The 16,349-nt window shown below is 50.2% G+C and carries 16 protein-coding genes and 1 pseudogene; 6 read left to right on the top strand and 11 right to left on the bottom strand.

The window, feature by feature from the left end:
* Positions 1 to 280: 280 nt before the first annotated feature.
* The 4 genes from BOW53_RS09090 to BOW53_RS09075 all read right to left on the bottom strand — a co-directional run bounded on the left by BOW53_RS09090 (position 281) and on the right by BOW53_RS09075 (position 2,127).
* The gene (locus BOW53_RS09090) at positions 281 to 997 is read right to left on the bottom strand and encodes a hypothetical protein (RefSeq protein WP_135607059.1); all 717 of its coding nucleotides are present in this window, start codon (positions 995 to 997) and stop codon (positions 281 to 283) included.
* A gap of 88 nt (positions 998 to 1,085) precedes the next feature.
* The gene (locus tag BOW53_RS09085; protein WP_135607058.1) at positions 1,086 to 1,340 is read right to left on the bottom strand and encodes a hypothetical protein; all 255 of its coding nucleotides are present in this window, start codon (positions 1,338 to 1,340) and stop codon (positions 1,086 to 1,088) included.
* A 179-nt stretch (positions 1,341 to 1,519) separates the two neighbouring features.
* The gene (locus BOW53_RS09080; RefSeq protein WP_078487681.1) at positions 1,520 to 1,822 is read right to left on the bottom strand and encodes a HigA family addiction module antitoxin; all 303 of its coding nucleotides are present in this window, start codon (positions 1,820 to 1,822) and stop codon (positions 1,520 to 1,522) included.
* A gap of 8 nt (positions 1,823 to 1,830) precedes the next feature.
* Positions 1,831 to 2,127, bottom strand: a complete 297-nt coding sequence (locus BOW53_RS09075; protein ID WP_078487679.1) for a type II toxin-antitoxin system RelE/ParE family toxin — start codon at positions 2,125 to 2,127, stop codon at positions 1,831 to 1,833.
* 717 nt (positions 2,128 to 2,844) lie between these two features.
* Between BOW53_RS09075 and BOW53_RS09070 the strand changes: the two genes are divergently transcribed.
* Genes BOW53_RS09070 through BOW53_RS09060 form a run of 3 tightly spaced genes read left to right on the top strand, consistent with a single transcriptional unit; the run spans position 2,845 to position 6,142 of the window.
* The gene (locus BOW53_RS09070; protein ID WP_078487678.1) at positions 2,845 to 4,044 is read left to right on the top strand and encodes an ATP-binding protein; all 1,200 of its coding nucleotides are present in this window, start codon (positions 2,845 to 2,847) and stop codon (positions 4,042 to 4,044) included.
* A complete protein-coding gene (locus tag BOW53_RS09065; protein ID WP_078487677.1) occupies positions 4,016 to 5,038 on the top strand; it encodes a YecA family protein in 1,023 nt (340 codons plus the stop codon). The genes BOW53_RS09070 and BOW53_RS09065 overlap by 29 nt, the downstream gene beginning before the upstream one ends.
* Before the next feature lie 6 nt (positions 5,039 to 5,044).
* Entirely contained in the window at positions 5,045 to 6,142 is a 1,098-nt protein-coding gene (locus tag BOW53_RS09060; protein WP_078487676.1) for a hypothetical protein, read from the top strand.
* Positions 6,143 to 6,685: 543 nt separating this feature from the next.
* On the opposite strand, the gene BOW53_RS09055 is transcribed toward BOW53_RS09060, so the two are convergent.
* The 7 genes from BOW53_RS09055 to BOW53_RS13270 all read right to left on the bottom strand — a co-directional run bounded on the left by BOW53_RS09055 (position 6,686) and on the right by BOW53_RS13270 (position 13,238).
* Complete coding sequence (locus BOW53_RS09055) at positions 6,686 to 8,035, bottom strand: DUF6880 family protein (protein WP_135607057.1); 1,350 nt, start codon at positions 8,033 to 8,035, stop codon at positions 6,686 to 6,688.
* A gap of 99 nt (positions 8,036 to 8,134) precedes the next feature.
* Positions 8,135 to 9,280, bottom strand: a complete 1,146-nt coding sequence (locus BOW53_RS09050) for a Fic family protein (protein ID WP_078487674.1) — start codon at positions 9,278 to 9,280, stop codon at positions 8,135 to 8,137.
* A gap of 418 nt (positions 9,281 to 9,698) precedes the next feature.
* On the bottom strand, positions 9,699 to 10,016 hold the full coding sequence (locus tag BOW53_RS09045) for a hypothetical protein (protein WP_078487673.1): 318 nt from the start codon (positions 10,014 to 10,016) through the stop codon (positions 9,699 to 9,701).
* A 19-nt stretch (positions 10,017 to 10,035) separates the two neighbouring features.
* A complete protein-coding gene (locus BOW53_RS09040; RefSeq protein ID WP_078487672.1) occupies positions 10,036 to 11,202 on the bottom strand; it encodes a hypothetical protein in 1,167 nt (388 codons plus the stop codon).
* Positions 11,203 to 11,208: 6 nt separating this feature from the next.
* Positions 11,209 to 12,393, bottom strand: a complete 1,185-nt coding sequence (locus BOW53_RS09035) for an ATP-binding protein (RefSeq protein ID WP_078487671.1) — start codon at positions 12,391 to 12,393, stop codon at positions 11,209 to 11,211.
* A gap of 445 nt (positions 12,394 to 12,838) precedes the next feature.
* Positions 12,839 to 13,027: an antitoxin Xre/MbcA/ParS toxin-binding domain-containing protein gene (locus tag BOW53_RS13275; RefSeq protein ID WP_245832079.1), complete on the bottom strand. Its 189-nt coding sequence runs from the start codon at positions 13,025 to 13,027 to the stop codon at positions 12,839 to 12,841.
* On the bottom strand, positions 12,984 to 13,238 hold the full coding sequence (locus BOW53_RS13270) for an antitoxin Xre-like helix-turn-helix domain-containing protein (RefSeq protein WP_245832078.1): 255 nt from the start codon (positions 13,236 to 13,238) through the stop codon (positions 12,984 to 12,986). The genes BOW53_RS13275 and BOW53_RS13270 overlap by 44 nt, the downstream gene beginning before the upstream one ends.
* Positions 13,239 to 13,412: 174 nt before the next feature.
* Between BOW53_RS13270 and BOW53_RS09025 the strand changes: the two genes are divergently transcribed.
* The 3 genes and pseudogenes from BOW53_RS09025 to BOW53_RS09015 all read left to right on the top strand — a co-directional run.
* Positions 13,413 to 13,700 (top strand): type II toxin-antitoxin system TacA family antitoxin, encoded by a 288-nt coding sequence (locus BOW53_RS09025; protein WP_245832077.1) that lies wholly within the window; start codon positions 13,413 to 13,415, stop codon positions 13,698 to 13,700.
* Positions 13,687 to 14,223, top strand: coding sequence for a GNAT family protein (locus tag BOW53_RS09020; RefSeq protein WP_078487670.1), 537 nt, complete (start codon positions 13,687 to 13,689; stop codon positions 14,221 to 14,223). The genes BOW53_RS09025 and BOW53_RS09020 overlap by 14 nt, the downstream gene beginning before the upstream one ends.
* A gap of 19 nt (positions 14,224 to 14,242) precedes the next feature.
* Positions 14,243 to 16,255 (top strand): annotated as a pseudogene (locus BOW53_RS09015) (TOTE conflict system archaeo-eukaryotic primase domain-containing protein); the annotation flags it as partial.
* Positions 16,256 to 16,349 lie beyond the last annotated feature (94 nt).

The raw sequence follows: 16,349 nt of genomic DNA, 5'->3' as shown, positions 1-16,349 counted from the left end.
CTCCTCAAACTTTGGTCGGTGAGAGAAGCTACCTATGCTACCGCAGCTTACCCTCTAACCAACTCTGTCGAGTTGCACTTGGAAATTGAATTCGCGTTTAATATTCAATGGATTGGTTTTCTGCTAAGCGGTAATACCATGAAAAATACCATGCTCGGATAATCCTTCAAAATGCTCGAAAAAAACCAATTGAACACTGCTATACAGCACCCTAGACAACCTTCCGAGCTTTGACTTCCAGATGGATGCCCCTCCCTGCTTCTGCAGGTAATGGAGCACTTTAAACAGATGCACGCATACGTCCCTGCACGGCGTCCCGAACAAACCGTACCGAGGCATTGTCACTCGCCTCAACGAGTTGCTGAATCTGTTTGGTCACATCGTCAACCCGATTCAACCTGGCCGCAGCATCCATCGCGCGGTTATAAGCCTCCGCCACATCAACGCTGGCCACCTCGTAGCCCCACCCCTCACTCAACCAGCGAAGGGCGGCTATTGCGGATCCCAGAGCGAATGCCGGTTCCGTGTCAAGATAATCCCTGGCCGCCCTGGTCAGCGTTTTTGGATCACAGGGACTCCGATTGGCCAGTTCCAATGCCAGATCATAAAGTTCGAGTTCCTTGGCCGTCGCAAACCACTTCCCGTCTTCACCTAGTGTTGTGGCGATGAGATCTGACAGGATCTGCGACTTGTCCTTCATTGGATAGCGTTTTGCAACTGAGCGAAACCGGGCGATATAGGAATTACCCACCGCAGCACTCAATCCGTAACGCCGGTAGACCTCGTCATCCAGGCCGGATGAGATCAGGATCTGCTCGCAGGCTTGGTCGATCAGGGAATCCGGCTGGTTCAGCCCCCGCGAGGCTTCCGCATACTGAACCGCCTCCGCCTTCCTGCCCATGACCAGGAGTGCTTCTACGCCATAGCGACGGTAATGCCAGGACGGGCACCGTGGCAGTTCCAGCAAATCGAGCAATTCTTCGTAACGGCCTGTCATCAACAGACAGGACAGGCAAGCTGTCGCACCGTGAAAATATCCGCCTGGGTTTGGATCTGACCAACAGGAACGCAACGTGGAAACCAACTCATCGGCCAAGCAGGCTTGCGACTTCCGGAGAACCACAGAGTTCACCCCAGTGATCACCAACAGGGCTGAGGTAATCGACACCATCATCCTCCATTGCCTGCCAGAGCCGGTCGAGCCAACTATTACGGGTTTTCTCATCTGCAGGCGCATCTATGACGATCGGTATCAAATCACCCAGCGTCTTGTTAACCGCAGACCCCAACGCACCGCTGGAGCTATCGACATGCTCCAGCGCCGGCCAGATCTTTTCCATCAAACGGACAGCACCCTCTGCGCCAGTCAGGGGATCTTTCTTTGCGACTTTATTGATTTCGGAGACAGCTTCGCGAAGACGCTGGCACGCCAGCCTTGATGCCTTCCAGCTATAAGCGCCAGTCCGGAATCGTGCTGGAAAGGACCACTTATGCGCGCTACGAGCCATTGCCCTCAAACTCAGGCTGCAATAGGCTTGGCTTTCTCAATCCGTGCTCGCCGCTTTGGTGTATTTAGCGCTTTCCATAGCTCGTTACGCTGCTGCAGATTCACCCAGAAATCAGCGGTATTCCCGAATACGGTCGCCAGCATCAATGCCGTATCAGCCGTGATTGTACGGCGGTTGGTACATAACTCATTGACGGTTTTTCGACTCACCCCCATCGCTTCTGCCAACTGCCCCTGAGTCAACGCCATGGGCACAAGAAATTCCTCGGTAATCATCTCACCGACACTGACGGGTTGTCGTTTTGTGATATTCATAGCCTGCCTCACCGATAATCGTGGTTATCCAGATAGATGTCCTGGGCCTCGCCACGTTCGCCTGACCAGATAAACACCAACCGCCCTTGCTTGTTAACGCGAATCGAATGCTTCCCGGCCAAGTTCCCTCTCAACTTTTCAAAATGATTGCTCGGAGGCGACCGTAGGTCGAGATCACAAGTCGCGTCATCGATTAACTGCAACTTTCGAAACAGTCGACCTTCGACCTTAGCGGGAATCTTCTTGCTGGTTTTATCCTCCAAATAAAAATTCCTTAGCCTGCGGTCCCGAAAACTCTGAATCAATAGCCATCTCCTTCTTTATGGTAAACTGTAACGCACATGGTTACTTTCCGCAACTGATCGGCATGAAGAATTCAGACACAGACCTAACGGGGGAGTCAGGCTATCTGCACGAGAAGAATTACGAAAATAAATAATTTTCAGCAGCTTACGTATCTATTACACCGCCAACAGTTTCAGAAAAACGATACCGTTTTTCTGAAACACCGTGCTGGAATTGCCGATTTTCGGATTGCTCTAGAACACCTGAAAATCAAGCTCCCCGATACCATGCCAAGCTCAGTTTTTTATCTCATGGTATCGAGGTCTGCTGCCTTACAACGCGCGATAAATACCATTGATGATGCAGATTATATTATCAATTGGATTGATTTAATTGTTATAAATCTATGCGTTAAACTCCCGTCACTCCCACTCTATTATCAATAGGCCTTTTTTATCTTTTATATTCAATGACTTATTTTCATGCCAATTGGTAATACCATGAAAAATACCATGCTCAGAAAATCCTTCAAAATGCTCGAAAAAAATTGCCGATTGAACACTTCTAGACAGCACCCTATGACACCTTCCGGGCTTTGAATTCCAAGTGTATCCCTTCCTGCTCCTGCAGATAATGGATCACCGTACTGAGCGCCGCATATAGGCTAATTGGTAATTGCATTGACAATTAGCCATTTTCCCTCATAATGCAGGCATGTAAAGCGATCAGAAACCACCATGACCTACATCCCCCGGAACGCAGAATCGAGGCTTCAACACTTCGCCAGCGGCTATCCGGTGGTTGTGGTCACCGGCCCTCGCCAGTCCGGCAAGTCCACCCTGGTGAGGCATGCCTTTCCCGATCACCACTATGTATCGCTTGAAGATCTAGACCAAAGGGAATTTGCTGAAACGGACCCGCGTGGTTTTTTGAATCAATTTAGTGGAAGCGCCATCCTGGACGAGGCGCAACGCTGCCCTGCCCTGTTTTCTTATCTCCAGACACGCGTTGATGAACGGCAACAACCCGGCGAATTTATCCTGACGGGTTCCCAGCAGTTTGGCCTGTTGTCTGGCATCACGCAGAGTCTGGCCGGCAGAGCCGCATTGTTAACGCTGCTACCCATGACCTACGGCGAGTTACAGCGTTCAGGAAAAATTGGCAAGAACCTTGACAAGATACTCTTTGATGGTGCGTTCCCCCCCATCTTCGACCGAGGACTCGAATCGCATCCCTGGCATGGAAACTATGTACGCACTTACCTGGAACGAGACGTCCGGCAACTGATCAAAGTACAGGATTTGGGAACCTTTCAACGCTTCCTAAAATTGTGTGCAGGTCGGACCGGACAACTGCTCAATCTTTCCTCGCTGGCCAATGACTGTGGTATTACGCATAACACGGCCAAGGCCTGGATATCCGTATTGGAAGCCAGTTACATCGTGCATCTGTTGCCGCCGCACCACCAGAATTTCAATAAGCGCCTGGTCAAAACACCCAAGCTCTATTTCCTGGATACCGGTCTTGCAACCTGGTTGCTCGGCATCCAAAACTACGAACAATTGTCTACCCACGTTCAACGAGGCGCCTTATTTGAAACCTGGGTTATCAGTGAATTGCTGAAAGCCCGTTACAACTCGGGTGAAACCTCAAACCTTTACTTCTGGCGTGATTGTTCGGGACATGAGGTGGACCTGCTGATTGACCATGGAACCCATCCGTCACCGCTGGAAATCAAATCCGGGCAAACCATCAACAAAGATTACTTCAAGGGGCTGGAGTTCTGGCAAAAGTTGGCAGGTGAAACCGCCGGAAAAGCGTGGCTGGTTTATGGCGGTGACACCCGGCAGATACGCTCCAATGTCACTGTTCTTCCGTGGCATGAAATCAACTCTGAGCAGATTGTAGATGAAAACACCAGCCATCGGTCGCAATGACCCCTGCCCCTGCGGCAGTGGAAAGAAATTCAAGCACTGCTGCCTGGGCAAGGAGAACGGCACGGCATCCAGCCATGGCGCCGCAAGCATTTCCGAAGCCTTGCACGAAGCGCTCGAAGGCCGGCAATTCAACTCGCTGGAAGAGGCGCAGGCATTTCTGAACCAGATTACCCAACAGCAAAACCGTCAACAGCTGGACGAATTTCACGGTTTATCGCCCGAGCAGATGCACCAGATACTGAATTTACCGTTCGCATCGCCGGGACTGGTCCGCTTTCCGGAGGTGCTCGATACTAACCCGGTCGCGCCGATACTGAACCTGTTTGAGCTATTGACGGACGCCATCGGCGAGCAGGGCCTCAAACCGACCGCCAAGGGCAAGCTGCCGCGCAACTTCTGCCGCGAGGCCGCGCTGGCCTATTGGGGTGAGCATAGTTTTCAGGAAAACACCCGTTATGGGGGCATCAATCGGGAGGAGGATTTCACCGATCTGCATGTTACCCGCCTGGTGGCCGAACTTTCGGGGCTGATGCGCAAATACAAGGGACGCTTCATCCTCAGCCGAGATTGCCGCCGGCTACTGGCCGATGGCGGCTTAGCAGCGATCTATCCCAGGCTGTTCAGGACCTATATCGAACAGTTCAACTGGGCGTACAGGGACGGCTATCCTGAGCTGCGCTTCATACAGAGCGCCTTCCTGTTCACACTTTTCTTACTCACCCGCTACGGTGACATTTGGCGGCCGCAGGTATTTTATGAGGACGCCTTCTTACGCGCCTTTCCGTGGTTGTTGGATGAAGTGCCGCCGAGCCAGGTATCCTCCCCCGATGAGACTGTGCGCCGCGGTTACAATTGGCGTGCTCTGGTGCATTTCTCGGGCTTTCTGGGGCTGGCAAAGGTTGAACCTACATCCGGCGAACTCCTGTGTCGCGAATACCGGGTGAAGGCCCTGCCATTGCTGAGCCAGTTTGTTCAATTTCAGCTCCCCAAGTAAAGGTTAATGGCGAAAAAACGCAAACAGGATGATCCGTTGGCCACTCTGCTGGAGACCGCGCCGAAAGCAAAGCTGGTCGATCTGATCGTACGCGTGGCGGCCTCACGCCCCGCTGTCCGACGTGAATGCCTCGACTATCTGAACAGGCATACTGCCCTGTCACCCAGCCGGAAGAAACAGTCCGAGGGTGAAAATCTGCTGGCCCTGTGGGCCGAACTCGCGCCGGATCTAGACGAGTTGGATGCATACGGTGGCGGCGATTATGATGCCGACATCCATGTTTCGAGCCTGTTGCAGGAGATCACGCAGGCGCTTTCCCGGAAAAAGATCGATGCAGACTACAGGCAAAAACTTCTCGACAATGCCCTGCCCTATATCGAAAGTGGTAATGCCGGACTTGACGACGATTGGTGGGCACTGGCGGAAGCCTTTGAGTCCATGGGCGGGGACTGGAAAATCGACCACGCCTGCCGCATTTATCGCCGACTCGACAACCGGGAAAAATATCTCGAGCTTCGCCAGCGCAAACTAGCCACTGGCACCGATTATTACGACCTCACGGACTTCCACTGGAAGGCCGGTGAAAGGCAGAAGGCCATGGAGGTCGCGGAGACGGGACTGCTCAAGGGAAAAGGCCGCATGGATGAATTGCGTCAGTTCGTTGCCAAGCGTGTCGAATCCGCCGGCAATCGGGAGCGCTACCTGGCGCTACAATTCGATCAGGCGATCGATCCTCTAACCTGTGACAAGTACAAGGCATTTAGGAAGCTGTGCACAGCTGCCGAATGGAAGTCTTACGAAACGAAAATCCTAGCTCAGCTGGAGAACGCCCGGGATACGGAACAACTTCGCATCCGGATGCACCGCAAGGAGTACGAGGAAGCGATGGCCGTATTGACCCGAAGCCGCTATCCCCTCTACGCATGGGACAGCACCTATGAACTGCAGACCGCCAGGCGCCTTGAAGGCAGGTATCCCGAAGCGATTCTCAAATATTATTTTTCAGGACTTGGCAACCTCAAGACCAACGCCCCACGCAAGGAATACACCCGGAAGGCACAGGTAATGAAGAAGATCCACCATGTGTTGGTTGATGTACTGTAGGATGCGCCGCGCTGGCGCGACTTTGCCATCAAAGTCAAACAGGACAACATCAAACGACCGGCTTTTCAAGAAGAGTTCACCAAAGCCGTACCTGGTTGGCAGGCACTGAAATAACACAAGGACACGCTTTTCGGAAATGGGGACAGGCACCGTGATCAACAGTGCCCATCAGCATAATCACGCCACGCTCGTTCAAAAGGCGATATCTAAGTGCCGACCGTTGATACCATGATTACGCCAATCTGCCACTCATAGTATTGCTGCTTTTTTGCGTTTCAGCACGCAGAAATACCATGAAAAATACCATTGATGATGCAGATCATATTATCAATTGGATTTTTTTATTATTAGTAATCAATATTTTACAAATTCTGATCACTCCCACTCGATGATAAATGAGCTATTCTTGCAATTTGATATCAATAACTTACTTCGTGGTGTAGGCGGTAATACCATGAAAAATACCATGTTCAGTTGTGCTGCCAATACTCACCTGAAATGCAGAGAAGAGCCACCCCATGCTGTGCTGCAGGCTTCGCTACATCATGATTCCAGTCGCGCCCAAAAACTTTTTTTTCGCCCATGCACCGAGCGCAATTGCTCCACGAAGACGTGATGTGTTAGTAGTGGTTTGAATACCTTGATCCGCTTCGCCAGCGCTTCCAGTTTATTGTAATACCGTGCACCATGGCCGTAAGCCTTACTGCGGGCCTGAGCCAGGATATCCAGTAGCAAGGCGCGGTAGCACGCCGTGGCCGCCAGATTGCAATCCGCTTTTTCAAACGCCTTGGCCAGCCTCAGCAGACTGTCATAAAGACACTCCGCCAACTCCTGATGCCGGGCTAACACTAAGGCTTGGGCTCTCTCCGTCTGGCTCAGTTTCATTAACAGATCTGCGCTGAGTACGATATTGCCACCCTGTTCGGCTTGTTCGATCGCTGAGCCACACGCTTTCTCTTTCTCGTCCTCATCCAGGACTTCCAAATATCGCGTGAAACTGGCGTAGCTCTGCTCGCTCCGAAACAGCCGGGAACGAATCACTTTAAGCTGTTGCCGATCGCCCGTTTGTACACAGACCTGATCCAGCAATTGCAGACGATCATACTCAAAACGGCTTTCCCACGCCTGGTTCAGATAACGCATTGCCGCCTCTGGCTGCTCATACTGCAAGTACTTTTCACAAATCGATTTCACTTGCAGATTGTTTGGCTTTGGCGAATGGATCAATACCGATCGCTCGTACAATGCTGGATCGCGCAAGGCATCGGCGATCTGACCCAACGCCACGCCATTGTGCAAGACCGGGAAATTGACTTTGTCTTCTTGTTCATGGGATTTTGACGCCTTACGCAGGGCGTTTTCATAACGCCAGGCCAGTTGCTTCAGTTGATCCTGCGTCAACAGTAGGTGGGCATTCGGCAATAGCGGATCAAGCACACCATAATCATTCTGCTGGTATAGCTGATAAATCCGCTCGAGCCAGTCGACGTTGGCATTCTGCCAGTCTTTAGCCGCCGTCAACCACGACAGTACGGCCTGGCGATATACCTCGCCGACTGCCCCGACGGAATCATCGACACGGTTGAGCACCGATTCTGCCGTCGCCAGGAACCGGTCGACCAAATTAAATGCATGTTTCGGTGAGCGCGCCAGCAGTCCGCTTTCAATGTCCGCGAGCAACGCTTCCAGTTCGCGCGCAAAATCAAAACTCGCCCGATAATCGATAAACCTCCGCCCTCGACGCAGTGACGCGATACGCTTGCCCAATACCCTGGACAGCGCGGTCGAATCATTTGCCAATGTCAATGCCTCGATCTTGTCGCTCAACTCCGGGTAGCGGAGGTAGAGATCGAAAATAAAATTCCGCAAAATATCTGCATCGATATCAGCCAATTTCTCCTTGAGTGTATCCATATTCATAGAGCAAAACGGAAGTTCATTAAATCGTTCAGGCTTGTGTAGATAAAATCGCTCGCTCCAGAGCGAAGAGAATCATTTCCTCGTCAGACCAGACTGAGCCGGTTCAACAGTCGCCAACTCATATCGGGTTGTTCTGCCACCACCTGGTAACGGGATGATGATATCCTTGGCAACCAGGTCAGAAAGATCACGGCTGGCCGTTCGGTTAGGGCACTTGGTAATCGCTTCATATTTTTTTGTCGTTATTCCGCCTTTAAAACCATTTCGACCTTCAGCTAATACCCGCGATACCATTCTGGCCTGCCGGTCATTCAACTGGTTACCATAGGCTTCGTAGAATCGTGTCTTGGCCAGTACAAAGTCAACTTCCTCTCTGGCAATTTCCTGTGCCTTGATTATTGTGTCTGCGAAATAATCCAGCCAAACGTTAACATCCAGACTTCCACGACTCGCTTTCTCCAGTTGCAGGTAATAGGTTTTTTTATCCCCTTCTATCGCCGTGGCAAGACAGGCCGTGGTTGGATAACCGAGAAACTGGGAAAGCCCATGGTCGGCGATTGCCCTGCCGACTCGACCATTACCATCATCGAAGGGGTGAATCACCTCGAACCAGAGATGAGCAATACCTGCTCTTGCGATCCTGTTTTTTGTCTTATCCCCGCTTAAAGGACTGGTTTGATTGTACCAGTCGACAAACCTCCCCATTTCGTCAGGCACCTGAGTCGCTGGCGGAGCTTCATAGTGAACCTTTTCGCGCCCATAAGGCCCGCTCACTATTTGCATTGGTGAAGGATCGTTGCGATATGCGCCACGCAGAATAGACGTGTAGCGCTGCTCCGGGACAGCCATGGACTGCCACTTGCCCAGCAGTTCATGCGTCAGCGATGCGTGCCAGTTCTTGCGAACGTCAACCAGCAACGCAGCAGCCCCCGCTGCTTTCTGGTCCGAGTTGGCCGGTAGCGTATCCGATGTTATCAAAGAGAGTAGCGATGACCTGACCGATTCTCTATCCAGGTCCTCGCCCTCAATGGCGCTGGTTTTGATGGCCTCGGAAAGCATCAAGTCAATCGTGGCATCCTCTTGAGATGCCATCGGCAGTGCATCAAAGCTGCCAGCCAGGCGCTCTGAGTTCAGGCGAAACTCTAGCTCTCGGTCTTTGAGCGCGCTTTCGTTATGGCGGAAATCGGGCCAATCGGGTTGTTGCCATATCCATCTCATGGCGTGATTCTAGCACTTATTCACGCCATATTATAGAGATATATGGCGTGAATACAGCCCTGAATAACGCAACTCTCGATCAAGAACTGGCATCTCAACGGTGGCCACCAAATACCATGACTGCATCAATTCGCCTCTCATGGTATCGATGTCTGCTGCCTTGTTACGCGCAATAAATACCATGAAAAATACCATTGATGATGCAGATTATATTATCAACTGATTTGTCTTTATTGTTATAATTCAATATGTTACGAATTCGTGTCACTCCCGCTCTATTATCAATAAGACATTTTTATCTTTTAAATTTAATGGCTTATTTTACTGCTAAACGGTAATACCATGAAAAATACCATGTCCAAAAAATCCTTGAAAAAGTCGCTCTTTCCACAAATTGCCAAGGGTTCGACCAATATCCTCAACTCCCACACCACCGGCGGTAAGCCGCTACCCATTCCGCCCCCTCTGGAAACGGGGCCGACATCGGCAGATCAAGAACCGGAATTGCCTGGGCTGTTTTTCCGAACGTGCAGATTGCGACTATTTGATCGCTTTCAGTGATATCAATCCCAGTCACAGTCACTAGCTGTCCAAGTACCCGAGTCTTAAACGGAACGACAAGATTATCTTCGATCAAAGAAAAGAACCCACTGACCTGTTCCGATTCAATATATGCATCGGTGGTCGCCGCTTCGATGAGTTTATCCAGGTATTTCGCGGTAAACTTCGCTGCCATTTCGACTTTGCTTCCTTCATTACGAGGATTTCTGCCAGAGACCCGCCTCAATGAGACGCCGAACCAAGGCACCGCGTTTTCCATGCCGGACCAAAAACTTGCCCAGCCTGCGGTCGAAGTCAGCTCGGGTCGCACACAACAGATATGCATCCGACAGATCGACAAGTGAGCGCTTGACCTCGTCATACGCTGAAGCATTGCCACGTTCAGCGCGTTTGTCGGCAGCCCGCCAGCATCGGTTAAAATCGGTGGCCAGTGTACGCAAATAGGTTTCTCGTTTGGCCTGCCGTTCGGTTTCGGCCTTTTTGCGTTGTATCGCTGCCTGCTTCTTTCTCGCTTCGGCAGCGGATGCCGCCATCTTATGCAGATCAGCGACCTTGCGCCGCAGCGTTGTAGGTAATGCTCCCGATAGCTGATCTCGCCTCCAAGCCTGAAACCGCAGTTTCAGTTTACTCTCGGCCTGCGGCGCATGCCCGGTCAACAACAATTTCAGCATCGCGTTTTTCAATGGTGCAGGAAGTGCGGAGATCCAGTCATCCACCAGTTCCGCATCAGCCTCTCTGTCGTGCTTGAAACCAGTCTGGTCAACGTGCCCTGCAGCGGATAGTAGATCCTCATCGACCTCCAGGAATTCCGCCAGTGACAGCTGGGCGGCAGTCAACCGGGAAAGTCCCGGTGGTGGTTCGGGCTCGGTGGTCTTGCCACTGACCTCACCTGCACTCACGCCGGCCAGCCAGCCAAGATACAACGGACGCATATCGCCCCGCAGCAATTCGTCTCGTAATGGAGCTAATCTGCCCATCCAGCCTCGCCCATCCTCTTCGGCAAAACGCTCGTAGTTATCATTTTCGTCCAGCACCCATTCAAGCAGCCAGTGTGTCTTGGTCTGCTTGGCCGAAAAAGTGGTTTCGGTTTTGAAATCGCGGAAAACCCCTGTATTAAAAACTTTTCTCGGCAGGCGCAGGCAGAGAACGCAGGTGCACCAGTTTGCTACATAGACGTGGACATCAAAGTAACGCCGCATCCATTCAGCCGGATCTGCCTTGAGATCGCCCCAGTGATACTCATTGACAAAACTGGTCGGTGTGATGTTCGCGCGAGTCGAACAGGCTCGCAGTTCAGCCATCTGCTTCGAGGTCAGAGGTTCATCGATGGCGATAAACTCGTAGTACTGATATTCACTCATCTCTATTCACTGTTTGCCAAGCAGAAGTCGACTCATCAGTCCACTCAGTGAAATGACGTTAATATCATTACCCACAGGGAACTCATCCTCACCACCATAGAGGATGTACCTATGCACCGCGCCAACATCGTCGCTGGTTTTACTGTAATGTTTTCCGATCTTGGGCGCGACTCCGTACTTGATCTCTATGGCCCAAACTTCTGACGATGGCATCTTGATAACCAGATCAATCTCTGCACCAGCAGCAGTCCGGTAAAAGTAGGTTTCTGCACGGCCAGGCAGGATCGAATGAATATTCTCGATAACAAATCCCTCCCAGCTTTTTCCCAACACCGGATTGGACAATAGCGCATCATAAGCATTAATTCCCAGCAACCTATGCAAAATGCCGCTGTCTCGCACGTAAAAACGGGGAGATTTAACCAGCCGTTTCTTGGCGTTTGCATGCCATGGCTCCAGGCGTCTTACCAACAAAAGATCTGTCAGAATATCAATGTAATGAGTGACTGTTTTGGCATCGACTTCCAGATTTGAGGCAAGCTTGGAATAGTTAACGGTTTCACCCTGAAGATGCGCCAACATCGTCCACAGCCGACGTAACCTTGCTGCGGGAACGCGAAAACCCATTTGTGGGATGTCGCGCTCAAGATAGGTACGAATCAGATTTTCCAGCCAGTCCATGGCCAGGTCATCATGCGCGGCAAGATAGCTGTCTGGAAAACCACCCCGCATCCACAGGGTCTGCCTTTCCTGTTGATGATCATCAACTTCAACCATGCTCAGACCGCTCATCTCGAGATAACTAATCCGGCCTGCGAGACTTTCGGAAGACTGGCGCATCAAATCCATCGATGCTGACCCAAGCAGTAAGAACTGACCTGACCTGCGACCCCGCTCGCGGTTTTTGTCGATCAGACCCCGCAGCACGGGAAATAAGTCCGGGATTTTCTGGATTTCATCCAGGATAATCAGTTTATCGGCATGAGCACTTAAAAAACTGCTGGGGTCACTGAGCTTCAGCACATCCTCAGGTGCTTCTAAATCAAGGTAAATAGAGTCGATGCTTTTAGCGATGGTTTTTGCCAGTGTAGTCTTGCCAACCTGGCGTGCACCAAGCAGCACAACCGCAGGCACTTGTGCAATAGTTGCTTGAAGTTTCTCAGTAATTTGACGAAGAATCATATCTTGCATTTTAGGAGCCTTACTCCGTTTTTACAAGATAGCTGGCTCTTCATATTCCTTCATCACTAACACCAGACATTGCCTGATATTGCTCTTATAAGCACTCTGATAACATGCGAGATTTACATTCTTTCATGGCATCTGTGCTTTCTGCCTTGCTACACGCAAAAAAATACCATACCTGCACACATCTACCTCTCATGGTATCGCTGGTTTTTGCGTTACAACGCTCGGGAAATACCATGAAAAATACCATTGATGATGTAGATTACATTATCAATTAGATTATTTTAATTGTTATAAATCAATGTGTTATAAATTCTAGTCACTCCCCACTCGATTGTAAACGAGGAGATTTTTATCCAATTTTCCATATAGTTAAAAACCAATATTTAGACAATACCATGAGAAATACCATGCTCAGAAACTCATTATGAAAATATTCATATTTTGGTCAGCCAACAAGCTGGCTATCCAGAAAATCTCTAACTATCGCCAAATCGGCGACCAAACCATGCAGCATCTTCTCCATTGGTATTGAACCGCTAAAGAGCGGATTATCATTTGGCGTATGAAGCCATTGATCGCGCTGCTCTTCCTCAGAGAAAAGAAATCTGTAATGCCCTGTAGATTCCCAAGATATAGCTGGCTCTTTCCAAAAAGTCCCGGGTCAACTTCGCTTTCTCCGGCTGACTTTTCCAATTATACAGAGTCTTTTCGTTACTCAGGCCCAGCAGGGTCATCTGATCGCGCCCGCTAAGATGCCACAAGGAAAAAACATTGAATATCACTGGCAGCAAGGCCTCCGGCTGAATGGAGTAAGGCTGCAACAGCTTCTCTAACTCGGCTTTCATCACCCACCTTTAATACTGTAATAGTACAGTATTGACAGACTTCCACACTGTATCATTACAGTCAACTGAAATTATGGGTCACCTTTAACACTGAAAGACTTGTCACTACGGATAATTTCCGTAATAATCTAACAGATTACGAAAATATTCCGTATTCAATATTTGGAGACAACTATGCCCAAAGTTTTACGATATGAAATGCAATGGGATGAAGAAACCTATGAGCTGGCAGAACGCGCTGCACGGGCGTCTGGTCTAACCAGCATCAAGGCGTATGTTACCCAGCTGGTTAAACAGCATGCACCCGAAGCGTTGGATGCCTACAGCAGTATTCAACTGACTAACGCGCAGTTCGATGCTTTTTGCGAGGCATGTGATAACCCGCCTGCGCCGACTGCTAGGCTTCGCAAGGCGGCAGAGGCGCTTGACCAAGAGGGCTTCGTGCTGAATGCCAATCACTGAGTTTGTGCCACTAGATCCCAAGGCGGTCAATGTAAAATCATTTGATTGCGGCAAGGAGCCCATTAACGCCTACCTGCGCCGTTATGCGGCAAAGAATATGGCGTTAAATTTAAATCGAACCTTTGTTCTTCCCTATGCTCTAGACGCCAATACACCCAGAGAGAACTCTGAGAAGTCTCACGTCGCTGCGTATTACACCCTGGCCCACCAGACATTAATTCGCGAAGAACTACCTGATCCATCCCGCCTGCCGCGCTACCCGGTGCCCGTCATCCTGCTCGCTCAACTCGGGATCGATCAACGATTCCACCGGCAAGGTCTGGGCGCCAAAACACTGGCCCATGCACTCAGGTACGCCTATCAAATCGCAAGCAACCCGAAGGGTATACCCGCTATGGGCGTTGTTCTTGATGTGCTCGACCAGGATGCGCTGGCCTTCTACCACTCTTTCGACTTCTTCTTACCGCTAACGGACAACCCCATGAAACTGTTCGTGCCTATAGCATCGCTTGAATCGCTGTAAAGGCTATCACGCCACGCCTATGTCAGATCAGGACCTTATAGGGAATAAGTATGGTGATATCCCCACTATCGAGGCAAGATTGGATGAGCTCGAGCAGGAAAAGCAACGGCTCATAGAACTCAGGGAACAACTGCGCACACCCAAGTCTACTGCCTCTGCACCAAATCCCCTCACTCCGGAACAAAAAATTACAATTTTCAGCTGCCTGTTTCGCGGTCGTACCGACATTTTTGCCAATCGCTGGCAAAACCGGCAAGGGCGAAGCGGCTACTCTGTTGCCTGCGACAACGAGTGGGTAACGGGAATCTGCAACAAGCCGCGAATTAAATGCCAGGAATGCAATCATCGCCAGTTTAGCGCGTTAAACGACCAAGTCATCTATCGCCACTTGGCAGGGCAACAGGTAGCGGGCCTCTACCCACTACTCCAGGACAACATCTGTTATTTGCTGGCCGCCGATTTCGATAAAGGGAACTGGAAAGAAGAAGTAAAAGCGATGTTCCGAGCCTGTGCAAAATACAGCGTACCCCATGCTATAGAAATCTCACGTTCGGGAAATGGTGCCCACCTATGGATATTTTTCAAAAATCGTATCCCAGCCAATGAAGCACGCTTACTGGGTTTTGGACTTCTTGATGCCGCCATGGAGATTTACCCAAATCTATCCTTCGACTCTTACGATAGACTGTTTCCCAATCAGGACATTCTGCCAGAAGGAGGGTTCGGCAACCTGATCGCATTACCGCTACAGCGTGAAGCAAGGCGTTCGGGCAACAGCTCATTTGTCGATACAGAATTGAATGTCATAGACGACCAGTGGCAACATCTTACCCAGATAAAAAAGCTTTCCAAACGAGAGCTAAGCAAACTACTTTCGCAGCTTTCCTCCAATAACCGCCTGCTTTCTGAACAGGGAGTCGCCGACAACCGCCCTCCCTGGGAGATCACAGCCAAACCCACGCCACTGGCTCTGGAAAATCCACCTCAACAGATTACGATAACACTCGCCAACCACATCTATTTCGAGATTAAAGCACTACCAAGTGCCCTCTTGGCAAGGTTAAGGCGCCTGGCCAGTTTTTCCAATCCGGTTTTCTTTAAGACACAGGCGCTTCGCTTTTCCACTCACGGCATACCGCGATTTATTTCTTGTGCACGCATCGAGCAAGGTTACTTGGCTTTGCCACGCGGCTGCGTGGATGAAGCTCTCGCGCTGTTGAATGAGAACCGAATCAACGTAAAGATCGATGACAAACGAGAGCCTGGCAATCAGCTTCCAGGTGTAAAGCCATCGTTAACCTTACGGAGAAATCAGCAAGCTGCTGTTAAAGCAATGAGCAAACATGATACGGGTATCCTGCATGCGCCTACTGCGTTTGGAAAAACAGTAACGGCCATAGGAATGATCGCCAAGCGCAAAACAAATACGCTTATTCTTGTACACAGCCGCCAGTTACTCGATCAATGGCAGGAAAGACTACGTTCATTCTTGCCAGAAACAGAAATTGGTGTCATTCGCGGAGGAAAGAAAAAGCCAACTGGCATCATTGATGTAGCGACGTATCAAAGCCTGATTAACAAGAAGGACAACACTGTCTCGCCTATCGTTCAGGACTACGGTCATATCATCGTTGATGAATGCCACCATGTATCAGCACCGCGCTTTGAGATGGTATTAAACGAAGTTCGAGCAAAATATGTTCTGGGCTTGACCGCCACCCCAGAAAGACAGGACGGACACCAGAAAATCATCTTTATGGCTGCCGGTCCTATCCGCCACAAAGTTAAAAAATCAGGGGATGAAAACTTCGAGCAGGAGATTCAAATACACCAGCTTTATGATACCCCGCCACAGCATCTTACCCGGCCTGAAGAACGACCAAAAATTACAGACGCATATCGCTGGATAATGGAGAATGACACAAGAACACAACAAATAGTGTCAGATGTGATTGATAGTGTTCACAAAAACAGGCACCCAATCGTGCTCACTGAAAGACGTGAACACGCCGATACCATTAACAACCTTCTTAGGGCCTGTTCACGTTAATCAACGTGTCTGAGATGAGTGAAGCCAGGATAAAGAAGGTGAACATCACATCCAGTTTATCGAATCTTGAAAAGAT

The sequence above is a fragment of the Solemya velesiana gill symbiont genome, from assembly GCF_002020805.1.
Lineage (GTDB): Bacteria > Pseudomonadota > Gammaproteobacteria > Chromatiales > Chromatiaceae > Sedimenticola_A.
The sequence above is the reverse complement of the archived record's forward strand: the minus strand, read 5'-3'. Positions and strand labels throughout refer to the sequence as shown.